The 21529-nt window shown below is 56.5% G+C and carries 15 protein-coding genes and 1 tRNA gene; 7 read left to right on the top strand and 9 right to left on the bottom strand.

The window, feature by feature from the left end; all coding sequences use genetic code 11:
• Window positions 1-32: 32 nt before the first annotated feature.
• Genes J7412_RS10140 through J7412_RS10150 form a run of 3 tightly spaced genes read left to right on the top strand, consistent with a single transcriptional unit; the run spans window position 33 to window position 5417 of the window.
• Window positions 33-2264 (top strand): hypothetical protein, encoded by a 2232-nt coding sequence (locus tag J7412_RS10140; RefSeq protein ID WP_209078540.1) that lies wholly within the window; start codon window positions 33-35, stop codon window positions 2262-2264.
• A gap of 24 nt (window positions 2265-2288) precedes the next feature.
• A complete protein-coding gene (locus J7412_RS10145) occupies window positions 2289-3458 on the top strand; it encodes a GDSL-type esterase/lipase family protein (protein ID WP_209078541.1) in 1170 nt (389 codons plus the stop codon).
• 6 nt (window positions 3459-3464) lie between these two features.
• The gene (locus J7412_RS10150; RefSeq protein WP_209078542.1) at window positions 3465-5417 is read left to right on the top strand and encodes a serine protease; all 1953 of its coding nucleotides are present in this window, start codon (window positions 3465-3467) and stop codon (window positions 5415-5417) included.
• A 100-nt stretch (window positions 5418-5517) separates the two neighbouring features.
• Here J7412_RS10150 and J7412_RS10155 read toward each other — a convergent pair whose 3' ends face one another.
• Window positions 5518-7104, bottom strand: coding sequence for a hypothetical protein (locus J7412_RS10155; protein WP_209078543.1), 1587 nt, complete (start codon window positions 7102-7104; stop codon window positions 5518-5520).
• 263 nt (window positions 7105-7367) lie between these two features.
• Between J7412_RS10155 and J7412_RS10160 the strand changes: the two genes are divergently transcribed.
• Complete coding sequence (locus tag J7412_RS10160; RefSeq protein ID WP_209078544.1) at window positions 7368-8462, top strand: phosphatase PAP2 family protein; 1095 nt, start codon at window positions 7368-7370, stop codon at window positions 8460-8462.
• A 1-nt stretch (window position 8463) separates the two neighbouring features.
• Window positions 8464-10599: a hypothetical protein gene (locus tag J7412_RS10165; RefSeq protein WP_209078545.1), complete on the top strand. Its 2136-nt coding sequence runs from the start codon at window positions 8464-8466 to the stop codon at window positions 10597-10599.
• 907 nt (window positions 10600-11506) lie between these two features.
• Here J7412_RS10165 and J7412_RS10170 read toward each other — a convergent pair.
• Window positions 11507-11583, bottom strand: a tRNA-Arg gene (locus J7412_RS10170).
• Between the two features lie 266 nt (window positions 11584-11849).
• Between J7412_RS10170 and J7412_RS10175 the strand changes: the two genes are divergently transcribed.
• Complete coding sequence (locus tag J7412_RS10175) at window positions 11850-13259, top strand: DUF1266 domain-containing protein (protein ID WP_209078546.1); 1410 nt, start codon at window positions 11850-11852, stop codon at window positions 13257-13259.
• A gap of 45 nt (window positions 13260-13304) precedes the next feature.
• Here J7412_RS10175 and J7412_RS10180 read toward each other — a convergent pair whose 3' ends face one another.
• The 3 genes from J7412_RS10180 to J7412_RS10190 form a co-directional block, all read right to left on the bottom strand.
• Window positions 13305-14210, bottom strand: a complete 906-nt coding sequence (locus tag J7412_RS10180) for a sigma-70 family RNA polymerase sigma factor (RefSeq protein ID WP_209078547.1) — start codon at window positions 14208-14210, stop codon at window positions 13305-13307.
• Window positions 14207-14680, bottom strand: a complete 474-nt coding sequence (locus J7412_RS10185) for a carboxymuconolactone decarboxylase family protein (protein WP_209078548.1) — start codon at window positions 14678-14680, stop codon at window positions 14207-14209. Before J7412_RS10185 ends, J7412_RS10180 begins: the two co-directional genes overlap by 4 nt.
• A 157-nt stretch (window positions 14681-14837) precedes the next feature.
• Window positions 14838-15737 carry a LysR family transcriptional regulator gene (locus J7412_RS10190; RefSeq protein WP_209078549.1) on the bottom strand — a complete coding sequence of 300 codons (900 nt, stop codon included), beginning with the start codon at window positions 15735-15737 and terminating at the stop codon, window positions 14838-14840.
• Window positions 15738-15868: 131 nt separating this feature from the next.
• Here J7412_RS10190 and J7412_RS10195 point away from each other — a divergent pair, with 131 nt between their 5' ends.
• On the top strand, window positions 15869-16741 hold the full coding sequence (locus tag J7412_RS10195; protein ID WP_209078550.1) for an SDR family oxidoreductase: 873 nt from the start codon (window positions 15869-15871) through the stop codon (window positions 16739-16741).
• 81 nt (window positions 16742-16822) lie between these two features.
• On the opposite strand, the gene J7412_RS10200 is transcribed toward J7412_RS10195, so the two are convergent.
• Genes J7412_RS10200 through J7412_RS10215 form a run of 4 tightly spaced genes read right to left on the bottom strand, consistent with a single transcriptional unit; the run spans window position 16823 to window position 21220 of the window.
• Complete coding sequence (locus J7412_RS10200) at window positions 16823-18142, bottom strand: hypothetical protein (protein WP_209078551.1); 1320 nt, start codon at window positions 18140-18142, stop codon at window positions 16823-16825.
• On the bottom strand, window positions 18139-19167 hold the full coding sequence (locus tag J7412_RS10205; RefSeq protein WP_209078552.1) for a hypothetical protein: 1029 nt from the start codon (window positions 19165-19167) through the stop codon (window positions 18139-18141). The genes J7412_RS10200 and J7412_RS10205 overlap by 4 nt, the downstream gene beginning before the upstream one ends.
• Window positions 19168-19179: 12 nt before the next feature.
• Window positions 19180-20598 carry an MBOAT family protein gene (locus J7412_RS10210; protein WP_209078553.1) on the bottom strand — a complete coding sequence of 473 codons (1419 nt, stop codon included), beginning with the start codon at window positions 20596-20598 and terminating at the stop codon, window positions 19180-19182.
• A gap of 10 nt (window positions 20599-20608) precedes the next feature.
• Window positions 20609-21220, bottom strand: a complete 612-nt coding sequence (locus J7412_RS10215; RefSeq protein WP_209078554.1) for an alginate O-acetyltransferase AlgF — start codon at window positions 21218-21220, stop codon at window positions 20609-20611.
• Window positions 21221-21529 lie beyond the last annotated feature (309 nt).

Consider the following 21529-nt stretch of genomic DNA (forward strand, 5'->3'; position numbering starts at 1 on the left):
ATAGCCCAATCTAGGCGGGATAGGAGGTATCGGTGACTAAGAAAACTGAGCACAAGAGTGAGTACCCCACATGCGTTGCATTGGACGGATCGATTTGCCGTCAACCTGTTGCGGAAGACGGCCGCGGCATACTCTGCGAAAAACACATGACGCGTTTGCGGCTAGGCGAGAACATAACGATCAGCAAACAAGCTGGACGCTCCGCCGAAACAGTACTGGATTCACTGATCGCGGAATTCGGTGGTTCAGCGAATATCACGAACAAAGAGAGTAATTCCAACACTGTAAACGCCGTCGAACAAAAAAGCGGATCAGACGTTCAAGAACAACGACGCGCCGGTTCTTCTGGCTCAGCGAAAGATAGGAGTGAGACGTCGATTAACCTGATATCAATCGCCGTCCTTTCCGTGTTTGTGACAGCCTATGCTGCTTTGATCCTGTATATTCAGGCTCCGCGCCTGGATTTACCCTTCGGCATGACACTCTCCGGTTTTAACTCTACGACCGCAGCGCTGCACAATTTGCCCCTTGTCCTTTTGGTGACCTTTCTAGCCGCCATCATACTGATTTTCACGAGCATCGCCGCTGCGTTCGTTTCGGGTTTTCTTCTTTTGATGTTCGCGTTGATAGGGCGCGTTGTTCAAAATTTGTCCCTTATGATTTCGACAATGTGGGTCAGGTTTGCAGTGGGTAAACGCTTTCTGATGTTTCTGCATAGCCGACGCGAGGATCCGTCTCGGCCCGTGCTGGTCGAACGCGCATTGAACAAGATCGAAAAGCTGCTCAATAGGATCATAAGTTGGCTCGGGAAGGCCCGGCTAGATACGCGGAAAGGAATCCGCTACGCAATGGGGTTTCCCTACCAGGTGATCTATCTGGGCAAAGGACCTCAGGGACGCGTTGTATTCGCGCGTCTGGCGGTGGTCGCTCTTGTTCTTGCGCTTGGAATCCCGTTGGCGATTTTGAACGCGGATGACCGTGATCGTCAAGTTTTCCGAGTGGCTGCCGAAAACGAGAATTGCGCCAACTACGGGTTGAACATGGAATGTCCCCAGATTCAGCCGAATAAGATTCTGGACTTGTTTGACGCACAAGCCGCACTGGCGCGGAAATACAATCAGCAAACCAACGATGACGGAACGACGCGTGTAGCAGGTGAGGCGACTGAGATTCAAGAACCCCCTCTATTTGCGCAACTTTCACTGTGGGCGCGGGACACTTTTCGCCCCCGCGTGGCAGTAGGAACATTTGTCTATTCCTCTCGAGATACAGCACCAACCGCTAGCCATGTCGAGGCAGAGCCAGGTACGCTGGGCAAAACCTCATTCAGAACCGAGCCGGTGGTTCACATCGGTGACTTTGGTGATTGGGTGTATGTAGCCAAGGTCGTTGATCCCAAAAAGCGACTATTAATCCGGCGCTCTGCGGTTTTGGAGTTCTCGCTGGATACCAGGATCAAGGTGTTGAACCCCCCAGAAGATGAGCCCAAAACTGGCACAGAGGCGTTGGTCACAGTCCTGCAACAACAAAACACTGAGTTGCGCACGCAAGTGAACGCGCTCCAAATTCATCTGCAAGAGGTGAACGTCAAAGCCTTGAACGGTTTGAAAATTGCAGCCACCCACCGCAGCAAGCGTTTCTTTGCCCTCGTTCCCATCGTGCAAAACTTTGTTCACGGCAATGGTGGTGGTGGCACCTCGATATTTCCCGATCTGGGCGCATTGGTTTCACATGGAGTAGCTTCCAGAGCACCCAGCGTGATTGACGACCTTGTCCGGCGCCATGGCAATGCATTTATTGCGACATGTGTTCGCAACGGTATTTCGCTGAGACCAATTCAGTTCGCAGAAAACCAAGCGCGGTGGCCGGAAGGCAATGCACCCAAAAACTATGGGCATGCGTTGGCTCACCTGGGCGATCTGATGAACAGCAAAAAGTCAGAAAACAGCTCTAACCTTGTGTTTCTTAGAGGCGGAGCGAGTTTTACAGGGTCTTCTGAAGCGAACCTGCGCCTGTCTGAAAAGCGCGCGAAGTGGGTCAAAACCCGATTGCTGGCGGATTTGTTCAACGACCGGACTAGCAACGCCGCTGATCTTGCATCGCAGGCCTCTTCTGAACAGAAACTGCATTTTGTCGCGTTCGGCATGGGTGAACGGATGCCGACAGGCGCGACCTCTGGCCGCGCGGTCGAGATCTTCGTGTGCGAGCTCAAAACACCGTCAGCAATGCCCGCGCCAACGGAAGATCAAATCGCACAAAACTGATGCTATTCCTGAAGAGGTATCCCCATGAAACTCTCCGATTTCGAAAAGAAACTCTCAGACTTAATCAATGCAGGGAAGTTTGAAGAAGCCGAAGCGTTTTTTGCTGAATATATTGACGAGCTAACACGAGAGGATCAAACTCAGCCATTCTCTGCCGCCGTCACATTTAAGGGGTTGGACTACGAGGGAAACCTGCTTGAAGGCGCTGATCTGGTCGGCCTCGTAACGAAATGGGCACGCCGAATTCGCAACGGCAAGTACAAGGGGATGATTGCGCAACATCCAAACAAACTGCGCATTCTGGAAGAAGGGGACAGTTGGCATCAATACCCTGTCATCCTTTGGGACATCATCGACATCGTTTCTCGAGTGTTCCCAACTTACTCCTTGTCCGCGCCAAGTGATCTTGCATCAAACATGGCACTGGAATCCGAGCATGTTGACAAAATCCACGAGCTTGACCCAGACATTTTCATGTTGTCCATGGGAGGAAACGATTTGTTGGGAGATGGGCGGTTTGTGAAACTCTTGAAACCGTACCAATCCGGTTCTACCGCTACAGAACTGTTAAACGAGCTTGCATTCCGATCGGCATTGATTTCGGTGATGGACAGCTATCGCGCAATGATCAACAGCGCGCTGGCCGCAAAGCCAACGCTGGTTGTATTGATACATGGTTACGATAATGCGCAACCGCGTAATAATGGTAAGTGGCTTGGCAAGCCATTGGCAAAAAAGGGTATTCCGCTCGAAATCGGGCGCGAAATTGTTGAACTGATCGTCGGGCGCTTTAATGAAGCCCTGGCGGAGTTTGCGTCCGATTTTGCCGGTAACGTGCGCTACATCGACGTGCGAACCTCCGTCGGTGGTAACGTGTCCAGTTGGTATGATGAGATTCACCCGCGCAACCCTGGATTCAAGCGCGTTGCAGACAAAATCTTGCGGGTCCTCGGCCGTCTTGGCACCAGGATATCGATTAAAGGGTTATCCCTACACTCCGCTGCGGCGCCCTTTTCCGGTGGACCGCAGCCCGAAGCCATCATTGGAAATGCGCTGTATGATCGCCTTAAGCAACAATCTGTGCCGCACCAAATCAATGCTCGCGCAAAATTGGCGTCTGGTTCGCACCATTTGGCGACCGCGCTTGCCGATCTCAAAGTGCTAGAGCGGGAAATGCACCTGCCGGACGACTAGGAACTTGTGCAGGCCCGGCAGGATTACCGTCTGCCGAACGCGGCAGCAGCATATGAGCGCGTTATCGATGATAGAAATCTTGATGAGTTTTATGTTCTTTCGCGGGGTGCAATGGTGGGAAACGCCGTCGCCCGGCTTTTCGTGCGCTCGCCCGGTTTTGGGTCCAGTTTTGGAACTGGATTCCTGATTGGCAGCAACCTGCTAATCACAAACAACCATGTGCTTGGGGATCTAGGTCTGGCGCGGAGCTCTCAAGCGACCTTTGGACATGAGTTCGACATAGATGGCACGCTTAGCGAGCCGGCGACGTTTCGCATGACAGAGGATGTGTTCCTGACCTCGGTATCCCACGACTATACAATCGTGAGTGTTGAGCCGACGTCCAGCAATGGGCGCAGTTTGTCAGAGTTTGGTCATATCGAAATGCTACCCCGATCAGGTAAGGCATTGAAGCGCGAATACGTTAACATTATTCAGCATCCGCGCGGTGATCTAAAGAAAGTTGCATTGCGGGAAAACCTTGTTCTAGGGCGACGTCGGCAGTTCTTGTATTATGTCACGGACACTGAGCCGGGCTCCTCTGGAGCACCGGTCTTCAACGAAGAGTTCCAGCTTGTCGCCCTTCATCATATGGCGGTACCTGATCCAGAAACACCAGGTCAGTTCGTGGCAAATCGGGGCATACGCGTCAGCGAAATTCTCAAGGACATTCTGAACAAACGAAATGCGGGCAGCGCCTCGGCAGCCGAGGTCGATCAGTTACTGTTGCAAGCCAGAAACGGATCAGATCCATTGCCCTTGAATGCGCCGGTTTCGACCCCCTTGATTGGTTCTTGCAACCCATCCGAGCGTATGGATGAAAGCGCATGGATGGAGAACGTTGACACGACCAACTTCACGCCAAATGCACTTGAAACAGGAACCATACGACCGCGATTGTCAGCGCAAGATGCATATTGGCCATCATCACCACGCAACACCCCGGACACCTGGCATCTTACAGAGGAGTTTGCGGATCGAAGCTTCGAACTGAATTTGACAATCCTAAAGGGTATGGTTGAAATCAACGCGTTCGTACCGGTGACAGATGGCCATAATAAGTTGGTCTTTGCGCTGCGGGGATGCAAGCTTCGCAATGGTGGGTCGAGGCTTGAGGGCGTCACCCAAGCACAGCTGCAACCGATCTCGCCGGACCATGAGAACTTTCGCTGCGTGATCGGAGTCGCCGATACCGTTTCAGGCGAGTTGTCGCTCTACTCTGCCTCCACGGTTCCTCGCCGAACGCAGATGCTAAAATACTATAATCGCGTGAATTTCGGCACGTCGAATGTACTGTGCAACATGCTTCCCACCGGGTGTTACGAGTACTGTGTAGGTTCACATATTTCTATATCGAATGGAGAGATTAAGTTCATCCTGCGCCAAGGAAACGGTCCGCTTCCTGCCAACGCCAGCACAGTCACGACACTACGCACCCACAATGATCTGGCCTACGGAACTCAGGATTATTGGGACCGAACCAAACCCGGTGACAATATTCATCCGGCCTTCCTCTCTGCAAGTTTTTCGTCGCAAGGGTGTCTAACGCTGCCTGGAACCCAAAGCGGCGATGGTTCATCTCACACGACGGGAACAGGAGAATGGCGCCGCTTCCGCAAGGCCGCTGGGTTTGATGGTGAAAGACACGGGGCACGTTATGACGTTCTGTTGCTGAGCGGGCACGAGGCAGCAGCTTTTTCGGCTACCGATCCGGCGGACTGGCCGCGTTTGGCTTGTTTGCGACACGGCTCGCGAGGTGAACTCGTTGCAAAGCTCCAACAGCAAATAAATGCGGCAAGCGATGGTAACTTTGGCCCGGGAACCAAAAAAATATTAACCGACGTTCAGAACGACACCCTTGGTTTTGCAACAGGGACATGGACACTGGATATGGCACGATTGATGAACCTTCAGTTCTAAGGTTCATTCGCTTATACTCTGCGGATCCTTCCAGTCATCGCCAATGAACTGGTCGGGTCCGCTGTCTTATGTTTCTCGTGCGTGGTAACTCAGCGGAAAGTCAGATTAGGTCTCGGAAAAGCTGAAAATCAACGCTCTCATCCCGCCTGAGCAACGAAGTGGGGTACTTTCCATCTTCCACAAGTTGGTCAGGTTTGAACCCTTCTTCCTGATCGCTCAAAGCAGCGACAAGCTTTCGCGCGCGTTCCATATTTCCATGTTTGGCATTAAGGCCGATTGCATATCTCAGCGAAGGCTTGAAAGTTGGCCTGAAACTAAGCGAGCGCTCAAAGTGCCGAAGTGCAACTTGTTCCATCCCGAGCGCCAAAGCCGAACCGCCCAACAGCGACTCGGGTAAAAACTCAAGCGTTGAGCCGCGCAGTAGTTCCCTTGATCGTTGCGAGGATTCATATGCTAATTCTAACTCGTGATTGTTTAATTGTGCGGCAGCGAGTGTCCACCAAGCAAATGGATTGCCAGGGTTCAATTCGACGGCACGGTTAGCGTGAGACAAGGCATCTTTAAATCGACCCTCCAGGTAATTTAAGCTATTGGCCACCAACGCCAGAACCATTGAATTGTTGGGCTCTTTTTCGAGTGCTCGGGACGAGAGCTCTCGGCTTTCTTCCAGAATGCCTACATCCCCGTTTTTGTAGCGCTCGAAGAATTGGATGACACGGACTTGCGCCCGCCAAGCAAGATGTGTTGCATGTGGATCGTGCTCATAAGCAGACGCTAGCAGGTGATCGGCATCATTTGCTCCTTGTTCGGTCATGGTAAACATGTTCGAAATCGCCTTCGAACTCATCAAGGGCGGCGCGGATTTTTTGTCATCTGGACGCTGACTGAAACGGTGCCGAATGGTCTCAGCAATTTCGAACACCATTTGCGATACATCTGCGTTTTGTAGCGGATCATCCAGAAGGGACTTGATCACTCGATGCCCAGACCAAATTTGCAACCCAAACGGCGCTTCGCGAAGTCTGGCACGCATGAACACCCAGCCGTTTTCGCTCTGCACCGCGTTTAGCGTTAGCTGAAACTCGGGTTCATTCTGCGTCTCGGTTGCTGGCCCAACGACATTTGCACCGATAACCTGATAGAGCATTGACGAACACTGATCTGCCGTCACCTCCGTGAACCACTCGGCCAAAGGGCTCGGTCCAGGCAGTGTCTCTATGGCCAAAGCTATGGTGGGTGGGAGCGGCGATGGTTCTGCACAGCGCTGCTGCCATAAGGGTGCCGTCCTCTGATCACCCGAACGACCCGATCGTTCTAATGTAAGCCAGTTTTCGAATTCGGGATCACGTACATCAATGCCTTCCGCGAATTCTCCAAAACCACCCTCAATGATGCGTATCTCGGCAAGGTTCAGCGATACTCTTAGCTTTGTCGAAGTAAAAAGCGAGCCGTCCGCGCCCAGCATCTTTTTGCATTGATAGATTGCCTGACGAAGACTGCCCGCTCCCTGATCCTTGCCCCGATCGCTCCACAATTTGTCCTGCAACCATGCGCGTTCACGGCTTCCATTGGGAGATGTCAGAAGCAACAGCAAAAGGCCACAGATCTTAGCCGATCTGGGCGTCAGATCAACGCCTTGCTCGGTCTCCAATCGAAATGGGCCCGTCATATGCGCGACAACACTCACAATTCCGTAGCCTCTCAAATAGCTTTAGCAGCACAAATAAGTCACGGTGCTTTGGTTCGGCTTCCGTTATTAATGCGTTAAAAGTGCAGCCGCGCAAGGGCCGTGGCATTGACTCCCACAATTTTGCGCTGACTGTTGTTAAGGTTACTCGCTGAGGGGGAATTGCTATGACGAGTTTGACAGGACCCGGAACGGGACCAGGCACAGGACCGGGAACAGGGCCAGGGACTGGGCCCGGCGCGGGTAGTTCAGGTGATGTCGGGTTGGCAGGCGAGGTTTTCATCAGCAGACACGCCGGCTCACCTGCGTCGCCATTTCTAAGCACTGCACTTAATACATCACGGGACGGCTTAATAAACTACTGGAACGGTTGCGGCAGGCCGGTAAAGCCATTCCCAACCGACGCTTCATATCTGGAAGACGTTCGAGACCCGACCAAGGCCATGATCCTTGATTGCGAATTGCGCAGTCGTCTGGCTGTTACGGGATCGACGAACGAGAGTGGCTGCGTCACCGATGGTAAGGCCAGACTTGTGTATTTTCATGATGTTGGCGGGACACCCAAGTCTCAGGTTTTGGTCAAGCTCAAGAGGCCGGAAGAAGACTACTTTAAAGATCAGTTGCGCTGGGTACGCGCATATGCGGACCTCAGGGCTGACAGGATGCCCGAGATACAGGTGCAGCTGAGCGACATGCTGTCATTCTTTGGCGCACATGCATACCTGGACAACGGACGTCGTAGCAAAACGCTCTTGTACCTATCAGTTACGCTTTCGGTAGCAATCCACGTCGCTGCATTGATGAAGTATCACCTTCGCCAAAAGCGTCCGATAGACTATGCCTCTGAAGTTCAGCCAATAATCCAGACCCCCGATCATTCGACGTTCCCGGCTGGCCATTCGATCGAAGCATTTGCGGTTGCCACGGTTTTGCATCGCTTCATGATCGGCTCACTTGCTGGTGACATCGGGAATGTAAAATTCTGCGAAGAAGAAGCCCCATTACCTTTCATGCTGGCGCATCGGATTGCAGCCAATCGGGTTATTGCTGGAGTACATTTCCCAATTGATTGCCGTGCAGGTGCCTATATCGGCGTAGTCTTGGGAGAGCTGATTTATAATCTGGGTGCAAGTGCGTGCAAAGACACGAGCGAAGCACAAGCCGAAGCTTTGCGTGAACTCAGAGTGCAGAAGTGTAATCCCAATACGAAATGGGGTCCTTCACATGATACACCGGATTTTCTGCTAAATGACTTTGGGGAACTGGCCGAAGAGGGCGATGTGACGGAGCTGGTAGGCGGTTTTGCTCCGCTATCGATAGCGCGTCATATTTGGAATGAAGCAAATCAGGAGTGGTGATATGGGAAAGCGTGCTTCATCTTCTTCCAGACCGCCGCGACCCGACTATTCCGACCCTTACGTGGATTGGTGGGCCATGGCAGAAGGCAGCAGGACCCAGTCCGGTGACAAGAGCACACAGATAGAAATTCAGTCATTGTCACGCAAGGTTTTTGGCCTGCGAGGTTCAGAGAAACGGAATTTTGATGTTCCACTGCCAAACGGCGCAACCAACTTCAACTTTTGTCCTGAAGCTTGGGATTCCTGGACGGCCAAAGCGTCTGACTACCCCTATATTCGCGCTGACGATGTTATCCTGGGGGTGATTGATACCAGCTTTGCGTTGGGTCAACGACGCCTGAGATTTGAAAGTGGGCAGCCTCGGCTATTGGCGGCCTGGCAGCAAGGGGCAGATGTTTGCAACCGGGGCGCACCGCATCTTCCTTTCGGGCGCGAATTCTCGACGGTTCAGATCGAAGAGGAGCTGCGCAAACACAGCGGAGGAGACTTAAGGAAACCTTTGAATCAGGAAGGCTTTAACCGCGCCACTGGCGCTATAGATGCGGATAAACCAAGCTGGGAAGGGTCTAAGGAACTTCAACTTTCGATCTCTCATGGTACCCATATTCTTGACGTGGCGGGTGGAATAAACCCGGGTGCATCTGGTGCAAGCCTAGCCGATGGCCGCCGACGCTGCCATTTGGTGGCTGTATCTTTGCCTCCGCTTTTCTTCCACGGCCACAGCGGGAACTTTTTGCAATATCACGCTGTTCTGGGTCTGATTCGAATAATTCGGATTGCAGATGCAATTTCTGCGGCTAAGCGCGAAGCCAATTGTTCTGGTTTTGATGAAGATCATCAGTTTCCAGTTGTCGTGAACTTCTCATTCGGATTTGAAGCAGGGCCAAAAGACGGCTCATTGGATATGGAACGGGCGATCCGAAACGAAATACGCGATCGGGCCTGCGATCTTGACGACGACGAAGTGGTAAGAAAGCGAAAACGCAAGTGTAAGCCTCGGGAGGTTAGAACCTTCGTCAACATGCCTGCGGGAAACTCAAACCTAATGCGTGTTTCGGGGCGTGAAGTGGTTAAACCGGAAGGCCATGATCCTTTCGAAGCCATCCTTCAACCCAGCGATCATTCCTCGACATACATCGAATTTTGGTCAGAACCCTTCAACAGAAGTGCTGGCTATCTGAATAAGCTCACGCTTCACGTTGATTTGCCCGACGGTCGGAAAATCTCAATCAAGCTAAAGAAGCCAAGGCGGCGCGTCCCCAGGGTACGGTCAATACTGGCGGGGGATAAATCGGGCGAGATTGGGCGTGTTTATTTCAACCTGAATCGGTCGGCTTTACGCTCAAGGGATCAGGTAAGACTGCGCGTTGTTGTTGCCATTGCGCCAACTCTCGTGTTTTTTCCGATGAGAAACCAAATCCTCGACACAACTGTGAAGCTTGCACCTGCGGGCCGTTGGAAGTTTACATTCACCGGTCTCACAAACACACTGCGATTTGACGCATATATTCAGGCAGATCTGTTCGGCGGCCCATTGCCGCAAAATGCAAGACGCGCTTATTTCGATCACAGGCATTATCGCGACTACTTGGAAAGCGGTCATGAGCGCGACAGTTTTTCCTACGAGGAACCGCCCAAACCGCTTGATAAAGGGCCGATCAGCCGTGTGGGAACACACAACGCACTCGCGTCGACGCCGTATGTTTCCATGATAGGAGGGTATCGCAACTCTGATGGCCGCCCCGCCAACTATTCTGCAACAGGGTATCGCGGCCCGCCTGCGTTCAATAGTCAGTCTGATGTCGATGTAGTTTTCCCTTGCGACGACAGCGTTGCAAACGCAGGTATTCTTGGAGCTGGGCCTCGGGACGGTGCGCTACTGGCGATGAATGGGACCAGCGTGGCGGCGGCTCTCAGCTCGCGCATGATGATCGACTTCCTGTTGACCAATCCAGACTCTGAACTTGGGCAGCCATGGCTACAAACACAGGCGTGCGACTACGCGAATGACGGTCGCCCCGAATACTACATGCGTGCAGCGCCATTGAAAGCAGGGGCTGGGCATCTGCCGTATCCTCATGGCTACTGTGACTTTGGCCCAGGAGTGGGGATGCGTGCACGCAGAAGCGGGATTTGATGACATGGCCATAGCGACCGGGTGCGATGATTTCTTGCTGGGCCAATAGGTTCACGGTTTAAGAAACGGAGCGGTGACATGCGCGACATCTGAAGGTGGCTCTGTTGCAAAGGGATGTCCTCTTCTTCTTCGCTCCGCATTGCAGGTTTTCATCTGACCTTACTTGTTCAACGGGCTGGATCAACGTTGGCGACGGTTGCAACAGATCGCTACGCAATTTGCGTGCAAGAGTCTCGCCGCGTTCAATGTCAATGTCTGTCATGCGGGCTGCAGCCGCAGTATCCGGACGGTGCGTTGCATGTCGCCTTTGGGCCCTCTGCGGTTCTTTGGAGAAATAATGCGGATGGCCGCAAAGTCCGCTGAGCCGTCTTTCACCCCCTCAAAATGCTGCACTTAGTATCATCGTCCGCTTCTGGGAAGCTGCGCCGCGGCGACGTTACGTGTTTTGAAAGGCGGCTTTGGGCCGTTCGTGTTATTCCGCAGCGCTCATCATCGTCGGCACAAATAGTGATTTCTGAAGTGCGACGTCGATTGTGGTGGGACTTATCGCCCCGCCGCTCTGGTTTGTTGGGCCAGCGGGATTTGGACGAGCCAAACGCCCCTAGCCGTCAGGGTGAGGGCGCTGCCCTCCCCCTCGGGCAACCCTATTAGACAGGGCCGTGTCCTCGGCTACGCCTGCGGGCCGCACCCCCCCTGTCGAATAGCATTGCCTCGCCCCCTCCCGCGTTCGCTACGTGGCAGATCAGCAGGAGCAGGCGGCTTCGCCGACTGAACCTGCAAATCAGCCCTGATTTTCCGAACGGGAAGTCAGATCAATCGAAACAGCCTGCGGGAGCAAAGTGGAAATGTTGGGTCAGTTTATGACGCAAAGGTCAAAGTCATGTGACGTGCAACAACATTTGAAAAATGGCGCTCTGGGGAGGATTCGAACCCCCGACCCCTTGATTCGTAGTCAAGTACTCTATCCAGCTGAGCTACCAGAGCGCGGTGAAGGGGGATTTAGAGCCTTGCGCGCGGGAGCGCAAGAGCAAAAAGACAGAAAAGTCAGATCTCACTTCTTTCTGCGCAAATCCGTCGGCAAAGACATGGCGCAGGCATGGTCGTGGTGCGGCGCAAAGCGCGGCAGGGTTGTAAGCTGTGGCAGTAACGCGGAGTTTAACGCGGCTTTGGTCTTTCGGGTGTTGCGTCCTTTGCATTCGCTCAAAAGCTGTGCCACTTCAGACGGGCATTATTGAGACTGTGTGACCCGAATGACCAAGCCTTTTTTGTCGAGCAATATCCAGAACCTCGCAGGCACCCGGACGCTGACTTTACCCAAAGAACCCTGGCGCCGCGTGTATAGCAACTTATTCACCCGGATCCGCGTGATCGTGCTGTCGGTGAGCAGCCTGCCGGCGCTGCTGTCTCTGCCGTTTTTCGGGGTGAGCGAGATCTTTTTCTACCTTATGATCCCGACGCTGTTTTTGACGCATTTTGCTGTGAGAAAGCTGCGCGGGCGGGCCAAGCAGGAAATCACGCGCTATCACAAAGCGCGCGAAAACGAGCTCCTGGGAGAAGAGGAGCTGCAGGCGCTTAATCTGTGCGCGCGGTTCACCTATCGCGATCAGGGCTGGTACCACACCTATGAGAACTTCCCGTTCTGGGACCGCAAGGCAGGCTATGATGATCCGGCGTTTTCCGAGACGCGGCCCTACATCACGCTGAAGTTTGACTATTCAGAGCATCTTGCGCGGTCGCTGAAGCAGAGTTGGGGGATCACCTCCAAGAAGGGCGCTTTGACGATGATCCATGATCTGCGTGACGGCAAACTGCACCGGTGCTCAATTGTGAATATGTTCAATCAGGAAGGCTTTGATATTGTCTATGACATTCTGTCCAGCCTGACCGGGGTGCCCCATGACAGCTTTCATCAGGTGTTTTTCCCGGATGAAGATCAGCCCCATGCGGCGGAGACACAGGGGCAGTCACTGGTGGCGGCACTGGATCAGTTTGGATTGGATGAAGCGGTGTTTCTGGCCGCGATCAGGGACAAATGCGAAGAGTTCGAGGATCCGCAGAGCCTGAAGCTGCATGGGGATGCGCGCGATCAGATGTTCCAGATCGTGCGCCATGTGGGCCGTTTGGCGTTGCGCAATGACCTGCGCAATATGTTTCTGTTTAAGGCGGAGGCGATTGATCAGGTGCTCTATCCGCAGGGTGAGGACGATCTGCTGGCGCTGGGCTGGGGGTTTGATCTGAGCCGGGGCATGTTCCTTTTGCGCAATGCCTATGCCGCCGGTTTCCTGAGCCGGGAAGAGCTGCGCAGTGAGCTGCCCGCCTACCGGCAGGTGGCCAGTGCGGTCTTTCCGGATTGGCAGAGCTATTTCTGCAGCGAAGTCATCGGATATCTGTCCTGGAAGATGCGCGATAGCAAACCGGCGGATGCCTATTCCGAGACCTCCGGCGCTGCGGATGAGTGCCACAAAGTGATGGCTCAGCACTTTCCGATCGGGCGTCAGCTGCCTTGGCCAGAGGCCGATGCGGCGGCGAAGGAGGCTTTGGCGCAGGCCTTGGCGGGCAATGATGTGAACCCGTTCTTTATGCCGCAAACGCTTGGCGCGGCTGTTGCGCCGCCGCCGCTTGCGGAGATCAGCCAGCCTGAGGGCGCGCTTTTACACTAAGCGCGCGGTTTTTAGCCTCCGACGAGGCACGAAAGGCAAAGGCGCTCAGATGTCTGAGCTCATTGGAAGGTCGAAGACAGGGGTCAGATGGGCGGTCTTTTCCGGGTTGCGAACGATGTAGATGCCGGTGATCTGGCCGTCTTCGATCTTGAGGGCCGTTGTCTGGATCAGGCCATCCTCGGGCGTGCGGCGGAGGATGGCAGGCAGTCCGTTGAGATGGCGGAAGTGCCACGGTTCCGGTGGCAGGCCTTGCTGTTTTTTGGCGATGCCGGCAAGGAAGCGGACAAGGCGCTCTCGCCCAGCGATCACACGCCGGGCGGCAATGGCCTTGCCGCCGCCATCCGCGATCACCTGCGCGTTCTCTGCAAGCAGGCGGGACAAGGCCCCGGTGTCACCCGTGCGCGCTGCTTGGAAGAAGGCCAGCGTAATCGCTTCGCCCTCTGAGGCGCTGACAGTGCTGCGCGGGCGGGCCTCATGCAGATGGCTGCGCGCCCGGGTCACCAGTTTGCGGCAGGTGGCGGGGCTGCGCTCTAGGATTGTGGCCACTTCGTCGTAGTCGACGTCAAACACATCCCGCAGCAGAAACGCCGCGCGCTCCAGCGGGGTCAGGCGTTCCAGTGCCAGCAGCAGCGCGACGGAGACATCATGGTCGGTGCGCTCTGTCGGATCGTCGGTCAGGATGGGTTCAGGCAGCCACTCGCCGGGATACTCCGCGCGCAGATGTTTGGCGGCGCGCAACCGGTCGAGACAGAGGTTGGTGGCAATCTTGATGAGAAAGCCGGTGGGGTCGCTCACATGCTCCCGATTGACCTGTTGCCACCTGATGAAACAGTCCTGCACGATGTCTTCGGCGTCGCTGACCGAGCCGAGCATACGGTAGGCGACCGCAAAGAGGCGCGGCCGTAAAGAGAGGAAGTCTCTCGTGGAAATCGGGTCCGCCCCGGCGGTCATGCGGCATCTGCCTCCTGCGGCAAATCGTGGGGCATGCGAAACCCGATGGCAATACGGTTCCAACTGTTGATCGCGCAGATCACAAGGGTGAGCGCAGCCTGCTCGCGCGGGGTGAACTGTGCGTTGATTGCGGCGTAATCCGCATCGGGGGCTTGCGTGGTTTCAATGCGGGTCAGCGCCTCGGTCCAAGCGAGCGCTGCGGTTTCACGCGGGGTGTAGACCGAGGCCTCGCGCCAGGCATTGAGCAGATAGAGCCGCTCTTCGCGCTCGCCGTGGGTCTTGGCATCCTGCCAGTGCATGTTGATGCAGAAGGCGCAGCCGTTGATCTGTGAGACGCGCAGTTTCACCAGCTCAATCAGGCTGTGTTCGAGCCCGCTTTGCTTCAGGAGGGCTTCCTGATCAAGCAGGGGTTTGAGCAGGTCAGGCGCGACCCCGAAATGGTCAAGGCGCTGGGCGTTTTGCGTGGACATCGTTGTCTTTTGTTGTTCGTGACATAAGGAGGACGTGCGGCAGGCGGGATTTGTGACATCCCACCGCAAGATTTTCTGCACCTTTTTGACGGCCTGTTTGCGCGGAGCAAGATCTATGACGCTGGCTGCCATTGAAGGCCGCTTGAGGCAACGCGCGCTATTTGAAGTGTGTCTCCGCCCAGAGGCTCAGCGCATCAATGAACACGCGCACCTTGCTGGCGAGGAAGCGGCCACTGGGGTAGACGGCATTGATCGGGGTGGCGGGGGGCTCCAGCGGGAAGCCGGGCAACACCGGCTGCAAGGTGCCTGCATCCAGATCATCACGCACGGTCCAGATTGGTAGCATGGCGATGCCCAAACCGGATTTTGCCGCCTCTCTGAGCAGAACAAGGCTGCCGACCTGAAAACGCCCGGCAATCGGGACGTCGCGCACCTCATCGCCGGTTTTGAAGCGCCAGATCGTGCGCTCCGTTCCGGTCTTGAAGGACAGGCAGGGCAGGGTGCTCAGATCACCGGGGTGGCTGGGGGGGCCGTTATTGGCCAGAAACGCAGGGCTGGCCACAAGCAGGGACCGGCTCATCACCAGCCGTTTGGCGATCAGGCTTGAGCTCTCCAAATGGCCCATGCGGATGGCGACGTCGATGCCGCGGTCGATGAGGTCTTCCATCTTGGCGGAGGTGTGCAGCTGCACGCGCAGGTTCGGATATTTGGCGAGGAACTCCGGTAGCATCGGCGATAGGAGCGCGTGGGCAAGGTCGGCCTCTGCCGTGATCCGCAGTACGCCGGAAGGGTCTTGCCCCAGCTGGGACACAGCCCGCCGCGCGGCCTCTGTGTCTTCGACGATCTGGCGGGCGTGGCGCAGGTAGATTTCTCCGGCCTCGGTCAGGACCTGCTGCCGGGTGGTGCGTTGCAGAAGTCGGGTGCCCAGATCCTCCTCCAGCCGGGATATCTGGCGGGATACGGCGGAGGGCGTGGTGTGCGTGGCGCGGGCGACAGCGGAAAAGCTGCCTTTGTCCACCACCTGCACAAACAGGCGCAGCAGAGTCAGATCATCCATTTATTCCTCATGAGCACATATGATGTTCCCGGTTAGCGACTTATCTCAACATTGGCATAAATCATATTGAAACCACAGGCGAGACGCCAGTCCGGCGTTGCCATGGCAAGAGAGATGAAAGTGAGATTGATATGCCTAAAACAATTCTTGTGACCGGTGCCTCCAGCGGGTTTGGGCGGCTGATTTGTGAGACTTTGGCGGGGAGCGGCCATCGGGTTTATGCAACCATGCGCGACACTGAGGGGAAGAACAGCGCCCATGCGGAGGCCTTGCGTGACCGGGGGCTGCAGGTGCTGGACCTGGACGTGACGCAAAGCCAGTCGGTCGCGGCGGCTGTGGATGTCATTGCGGGCAAGGAAGGCCAGATTGATGTTCTGGTCAACAATGCGGGTGTGGCCTCTGCCGGGGTGTCTGAGGCGTTTTCCGAGGAACAACTCGCAAATCTGTTTGATGTGAACGTGATGGGGGTGCATCGCGTCACCCGTGCGGTGTTGCCTTTGATGCGCCAGCACAAGACGGGGCTGGTGGTGAACATCGGTTCGATCCTTGGGCGCGTGACCTTTCCGTTTTTTGGTCTCTATGGGGCGAGCAAATTTGCGGTGGAGGCGATGACTGACAGCTACCGCTATGAGCTCTCCCAGTTGGGGATTGATGTGTGTCTGGTGCAGCCAAGTGCCTATCCGACACAGATGTATGCCAGCGCCGATCAGCCGGTGGATCACAGCCGGGTGGAGGCCTATGGCGAGGTCGGGCAGATCCCAGCGGCGATGTTTGATCAGTTTATGGTGATGCTGTCAGGGGAGCAGGCGCCCAACCCGCAGGATATTGCCGATGCTGTGGCGGATCTGGTGGTGCAGTTCGCAGGCCAGCGCCCGGCGCGGGTTGTGGTGGGCAACAGCTTCGGGGCGGAGGCCATCAACACGATGACCGCGCCGATACAGGCAGAAACCATAAAGGCGCTGGGGTTGGAACATCTTGGCGTGTCGGTCAACACCTGCGGTTGAGGGGCATCTTCGATCCAAAAGCTAAGCCCTGGAGGAGACCCCCTCGGGGCTTTTGTCTGTGACCTGAGCTTGCCTATGCGCTCAATAGAAATGCGCGGTGGCCCCGGTGCCGATCGCTGGCCCGTCATAGCGCAGGGTGATTGACTGCAATCCTTGTGCTGACAGGCCATCTAGGCTGAAGGCCCACCAGTCAGAGCGCAGCGCTGCAGGGACATGTTTCTTGCGGATCATGGATTGGGTTTGCTTGGTGCCGTCCTCAAAGCGCAGATCGATTTTGATACGCTGCACAGTGCTTTCAGGGAGATGCAGCGCCATCATCGCGGGCTGTTGGCTGGCCACATCAATCCGTGTCTTGCCGGATGGTGCGAGCGTGGCGACGGGTGCAGCCAGCTTGGCAGGGTCGTTTTGCAAGGCGCCCAGCAGTTGACGCAAGACGCCCGGACTGCGCAGACCCTCTGTGTAGGGCAGCTCCCAGATGACCAGATCAAATGGGTCCTCATCCTTCAGCAGGCCGGCATTGATCACGCCTTCAATTGCGCCGATGGCCCCACCGCCGGAGACAGAGTGGTTGATCACATCCGCCTGCAAGGTCCCGCTGATCGCATCGGCCACGCGGTAGGCGTCTTTCTTGTATCGGTTGCTGAAGCTTGACCCCGCCAAAAGGATACGTGGGCGGCCTGTGGTGTCGGCCAGAAGATCGGTCTCCGCGCTTGGGAAGGCGGGTATGGTCTGTGTCACCGGAGGAAGCTCTACGCCGCACACCGCTTTTGCCATATCGGCCAGTGAGCCGCGCTCGGAAAAGACCTGCGTTGAGGCGAGATCGGGCTGCACAGGGGGGGTGTCGGCAAAGGCGTCAATCCCGGCGGCTCTGACCTCATGAGCGAGGGCCATGGCGCTTTCGGCCGCGCCCCGCGGTGTCCAATGGGTGTCGTGCCGGTAGTAAAACGCCTCGCGCAGGGTCTCATCGCTGATTGCGTGCTCCAGCAGGTTTGGCGCGACTACCCCTGAGGCGCGCAGCAGCTCGATCATTTGCGTGAAAGACTCGCTCACCGCAGCCGCATCAAAGTCGATCTCCGCTTTGGCCAGTGTCTCCAAGGTGGATTGTCCGGCGATCAGCGGGCGAGGCGGGGCCATCAGAATGGCAAGCCGCGTGCCGCGGGCCTCAAATTCGGAGGCGATCTGTGACAGTAGATGGGCGGCCTGCGCATCAGGCAGATAGGTGGTGTCCATCTGGTCGGCGGTGATCACCCAATCGGTTGGCGAGCCCGAGAGGACAGGGGCCAGCTTGCGATACTTCTTGGGCATGGTGTCAGGCGAGCGAAACTCTGAACACAAGGGCGCGGCATGGGCTGTGGTTGCGCAGATGCTGGTGGCGGCGAGGGCGGCAAGAATGTGTTTCATGGTGTGGTGCTCCAGGTGTCAATGTAGCGTTCAGGGATTTCCCAAAGGACGATTTGCGGCTGGGTGGTGGTCATTTGCCCGTCTGCCAGAAAGCGCTCCATCGGCGTGAACGGGCCGCGCCCCTCCATGGCGAAAGACAACACCTCCGCCTGCAGGCTGGATTTCAGGAAACCTATGAAGTGAAAGTCCTCACGCGCCGAAAAGCTGGTGCCGACAAGGGCAATCGGCGTTTTGATGTCGTCAAAGAGGCCAAGCTCCTGACGGGCCGCGGACTGGGTATCGTAGGTGTTGATCCGCTCGGGCGCGGGGCCAACGTAGGGCCGCCAGATGCCGGTATCGGCAAAAGCCAGCAGATCCCCGTCAAAGCGGCGGGTGCCGGTGTGCCGTGTCTCAAAAGGTGTTTGGCTGCTGATTTTACCGGCGAGGGTGTTAGACAAAGCCTGCGCCACGTTGCGCGCACCTTCGGGGCTCCAATGGGTGTCTGTGCGCATGAAGGCATTTGGCCCTGAGAGCGCTGGGCGCACATCCAAAGTGCGCAGCCCTTCTGCGGCAATCATTTGAAGCAGGTGGTCATAGCGCTCAGCAAACTGCGCAGAACGGATGCGGGGCAGGGCATCTGGCATCATGCGGATTTTATCCGGTAGGATCACCGGCACCAGTTCAGCGCCCGCCGCTTCAATCGGCGCCTGCGCCGCGCGCAGCGCTGTCAAAAAGTCTTGGCTGTCTTTCGGCGGCAACAGCTCCTCTGACGTGAAGAGGACGCCGTTAGTCCCTGCCACAGCCCCTTCTGCCATTTCCGAAAAAAGACCGAACTTCAGCGCGGCCCATGTCTGGCGCAGGGAGGACCGGAGAGGGAAACTGTTGTCAAACCGGCTCTCATACTGGCGCTGGGCGGCACCAGAGAGGACATTGGCCTCAAGGCCTGTAAGGGGCGCTTTGGCAAACATCCAGATCCCCGGAAGGAGCGTCAGGGCGACAAAACCGGCGACAAAGGTTTGAGCGTGAAGGTAGGGGCGAGACGACATCACGGGGCTCCGTCAAAACTGGAAATAGAGGAAAGGGGCCTCGCCGCGCGCCTGAATGACCACAGCGCAGAGCAGGAACAGGGCCGCGCTGCGCAGGCGGGCGGAGGCGGACCAGAGCGCGCTGCCGCGTGGCATCTGCAAGGCAGCTTGCCAGAAGGGACGCACAGAGAGGACAGCGCCGAGGATCAGGCAGGCAAGCTCGGTTGGTCGGAGCAGCAGCGCGCTCTCAGGTGGCAGCGGGCGGCCGTTTATCCCGATCATGCCACCATAGATGCTAAAGGCGTGGGCCACCGTGTCGGCACGGAACATCACCCAGCCGATCAGCACAAACACCATGGTCAGAGGCCAGGCCAGGGCGCGGGGCCAGACCGTGGCGCGGTGCTTGGCGCCCAATGCGCGCTCAATCGCCATCAAGCCGCCGTGCCACAGCCCCCAGAGCAGGAAGGTCCAGTTTGCGCCATGCCACAGGCCGCCCAGAAGCATTGTCAGGATCAGATTGCGATAGGTTCTTACCGCGCCCCGGCGATTGCCGCCCAGCGGCACATAGAGGTAGTCGCGCAGCCATGTAGACAGGCTGATGTGCCAGCGCCGCCAGAATTCCGTGACGGATTGGCTCACGTAAGGTGCGTTGAAATTCTCCATGAAGCGAAAGCCGAGCATCAGCCCCAGCCCGATCGCCATGGCGGAGTAGCCTGCGAAATCAAAAAAGAGCTGGATCGCGTAGGCTGCTGCGCCAAGCCAGGCCTCGGCCATGGTTGGGGTGCTGAGCGCAAACATCCGGTCCGCGAGCGGGGCGACGCTGTCTGCGATCAGGATCTTCATCGCCAGACCTGTCACAAAGCGGCGCACACCTGAGACGAAATTTGTCAGAGAATGGGTGCGGTGTTCAAACTGATGGGCGAGATCCTTGTAGCGCAGGATCGGCCCTGCAATGAGCTGTGGAAACAGGGAAGAAAACGCCAGAAAATCCACTAGCCGCGCGGCGGGCGGGGCGTCGCCGCGCGCCACATCAAGAATGTAGCTGATGGATTGAAACACCAGAAACGAGAGCCCGATTGGCAGGACGATCTCCGGTAGGCTGACGCCGCCGCTGGGCGTGGCTCCGAGGCGGGCAAGCGCTTCGTTGTAGGAACCTGCGATGAAGTAAGCGTATTTGAACCAGCCGAGGATCAGTAGATTGATCGCAACACCGAGGCGCACCGCCCAAAGCCGCCGTGATGCTGAAGTGCTGTGTGTTGCCATAGCTCCGGCCACATAGCTGATCGACGCGATGGCCAGCACCAAGGCGAGGTAGCTCACCTTCCACCAGCCATAAAACACACAGCTTGCCATCAGCAGCACCAAGGTGCGGAAGCGCGGGGGCGTGAGGTAATAGATCAACAGAAAGACGGGCAGGAAGCCGAACAGGAAGATGGGGGTGGAAAACACCATGGCCGCGCCCTCAGTTGGATGAGAGAACAGGACCAAAGCTGTTCTCAATCAGGCGCGCGCTGTCAGCACTTGCGATGAAGCTCATGTTCTGTCCGCGCGACAACGACAGATCAAAGGTGCCGAGCAGCGCGCCGTCGCTGACACGCTGAACCGCCAGTGTCACCGCGATGGGGTTCACAGCCCGGCTCGCTGCAGCGCCTTCGGTCACCGCCGCAATCACCTCAGTCTCGCGCGTTGGCACAATCAGGCGCACTGGATCTGTTGCGGTGTTCACAAGAATGAGGTGCACCTTGGCGGCGGTCTCCCGAGCTGGTTCCTCTATGACAACAGGGGCGGATGAGCCGGCGGCGAGACTATAATAGCTACCCGCACGCACCCCGCTTAAATTGGCAGCGCTGATGGCCACATATGTGTCGGCCGGAGTCTCTCCTCGGGGCAAATGCTGCCCCGCGAAAGTGATCGCTTTGTCAGCAGCGTCAAATTCCGCCAGCACACGGACAAACACCGCATCTTCCGGCGCGGGGGCCTCATAAAGCGCCGCCTCCTCAGCGCGCAGCGGCAAGATCGCGGCTCCGGTGGCCATAAGGGCGGCAAATATCGTCTGTGGTTTGAAAAAGGGCATCGTCCGGCTCCAAATCGCTGTCCCAAGCTGGATAGCGCGGGGAGAGCGGGCGGAGGGACGGGCAGCTGGTTAGCCGCATTGCCAAAAGTATAGGCAAGCCCGCCAAAGGAGAGGCATGGGCCGGTTTTTGGGCGGTGTTGCTGCGCAGGGGGTAAATAGTGACGAGTGCCGTGGGAGAATTTTCTATTTAAGATATAGTATAGCAATATGCTGAGGTGAGACTTCTGAAGTATACACGGAGATTCATAGTCTCATTCTTGCCGAAAATTTGGCAACAACTCCCACCAGCGCACGTGCTTTAATTTAAGT

The sequence above is a fragment of the Shimia sp. R9_3 genome, assembly GCF_017743755.1.
GTDB lineage: Bacteria > Pseudomonadota > Alphaproteobacteria > Rhodobacterales > Rhodobacteraceae > Shimia.

What these genes read in the sequence shown, in the direction of transcription:
- J7412_RS10215 (WP_209078554.1), bottom strand. Translation starts at nt 21,220, where the DNA reads ATGCCCTTTTTCAAACCACAGACGATATTTGCCGCCCTTATGGCCACC.
- J7412_RS10200 (WP_209078551.1), bottom strand. Translation starts at nt 18,142, where the DNA reads ATGAAACACATTCTTGCCGCCCTCGCCGCCACCAGCATCTGCGCAACC.
- J7412_RS10210 (WP_209078553.1), bottom strand. Translation starts at nt 20,598, where the DNA reads ATGGTGTTTTCCACCCCCATCTTCCTGTTCGGCTTCCTGCCCGTCTTT.
- J7412_RS10195 (WP_209078550.1), top strand. Translation starts at nt 15,869, where the DNA reads ATGCCTAAAACAATTCTTGTGACCGGTGCCTCCAGCGGGTTTGGGCGG.
- J7412_RS10180 (WP_209078547.1), bottom strand. Translation starts at nt 14,210, where the DNA reads ATGACCGCCGGGGCGGACCCGATTTCCACGAGAGACTTCCTCTCTTTA.
- J7412_RS10205 (WP_209078552.1), bottom strand. Translation starts at nt 19,167, where the DNA reads ATGTCGTCTCGCCCCTACCTTCACGCTCAAACCTTTGTCGCCGGTTTT.
- J7412_RS10165 (WP_209078545.1), top strand. Translation starts at nt 8,464, where the DNA reads ATGGGAAAGCGTGCTTCATCTTCTTCCAGACCGCCGCGACCCGACTAT.
- J7412_RS10190 (WP_209078549.1), bottom strand. Translation starts at nt 15,737, where the DNA reads ATGGATGATCTGACTCTGCTGCGCCTGTTTGTGCAGGTGGTGGACAAA.
- J7412_RS10185 (WP_209078548.1), bottom strand. Translation starts at nt 14,680, where the DNA reads ATGTCCACGCAAAACGCCCAGCGCCTTGACCATTTCGGGGTCGCGCCT.
- J7412_RS10145 (WP_209078541.1), top strand. Translation starts at nt 2,289, where the DNA reads ATGAAACTCTCCGATTTCGAAAAGAAACTCTCAGACTTAATCAATGCA.
- J7412_RS10175 (WP_209078546.1), top strand. Translation starts at nt 11,850, where the DNA reads ATGACCAAGCCTTTTTTGTCGAGCAATATCCAGAACCTCGCAGGCACC.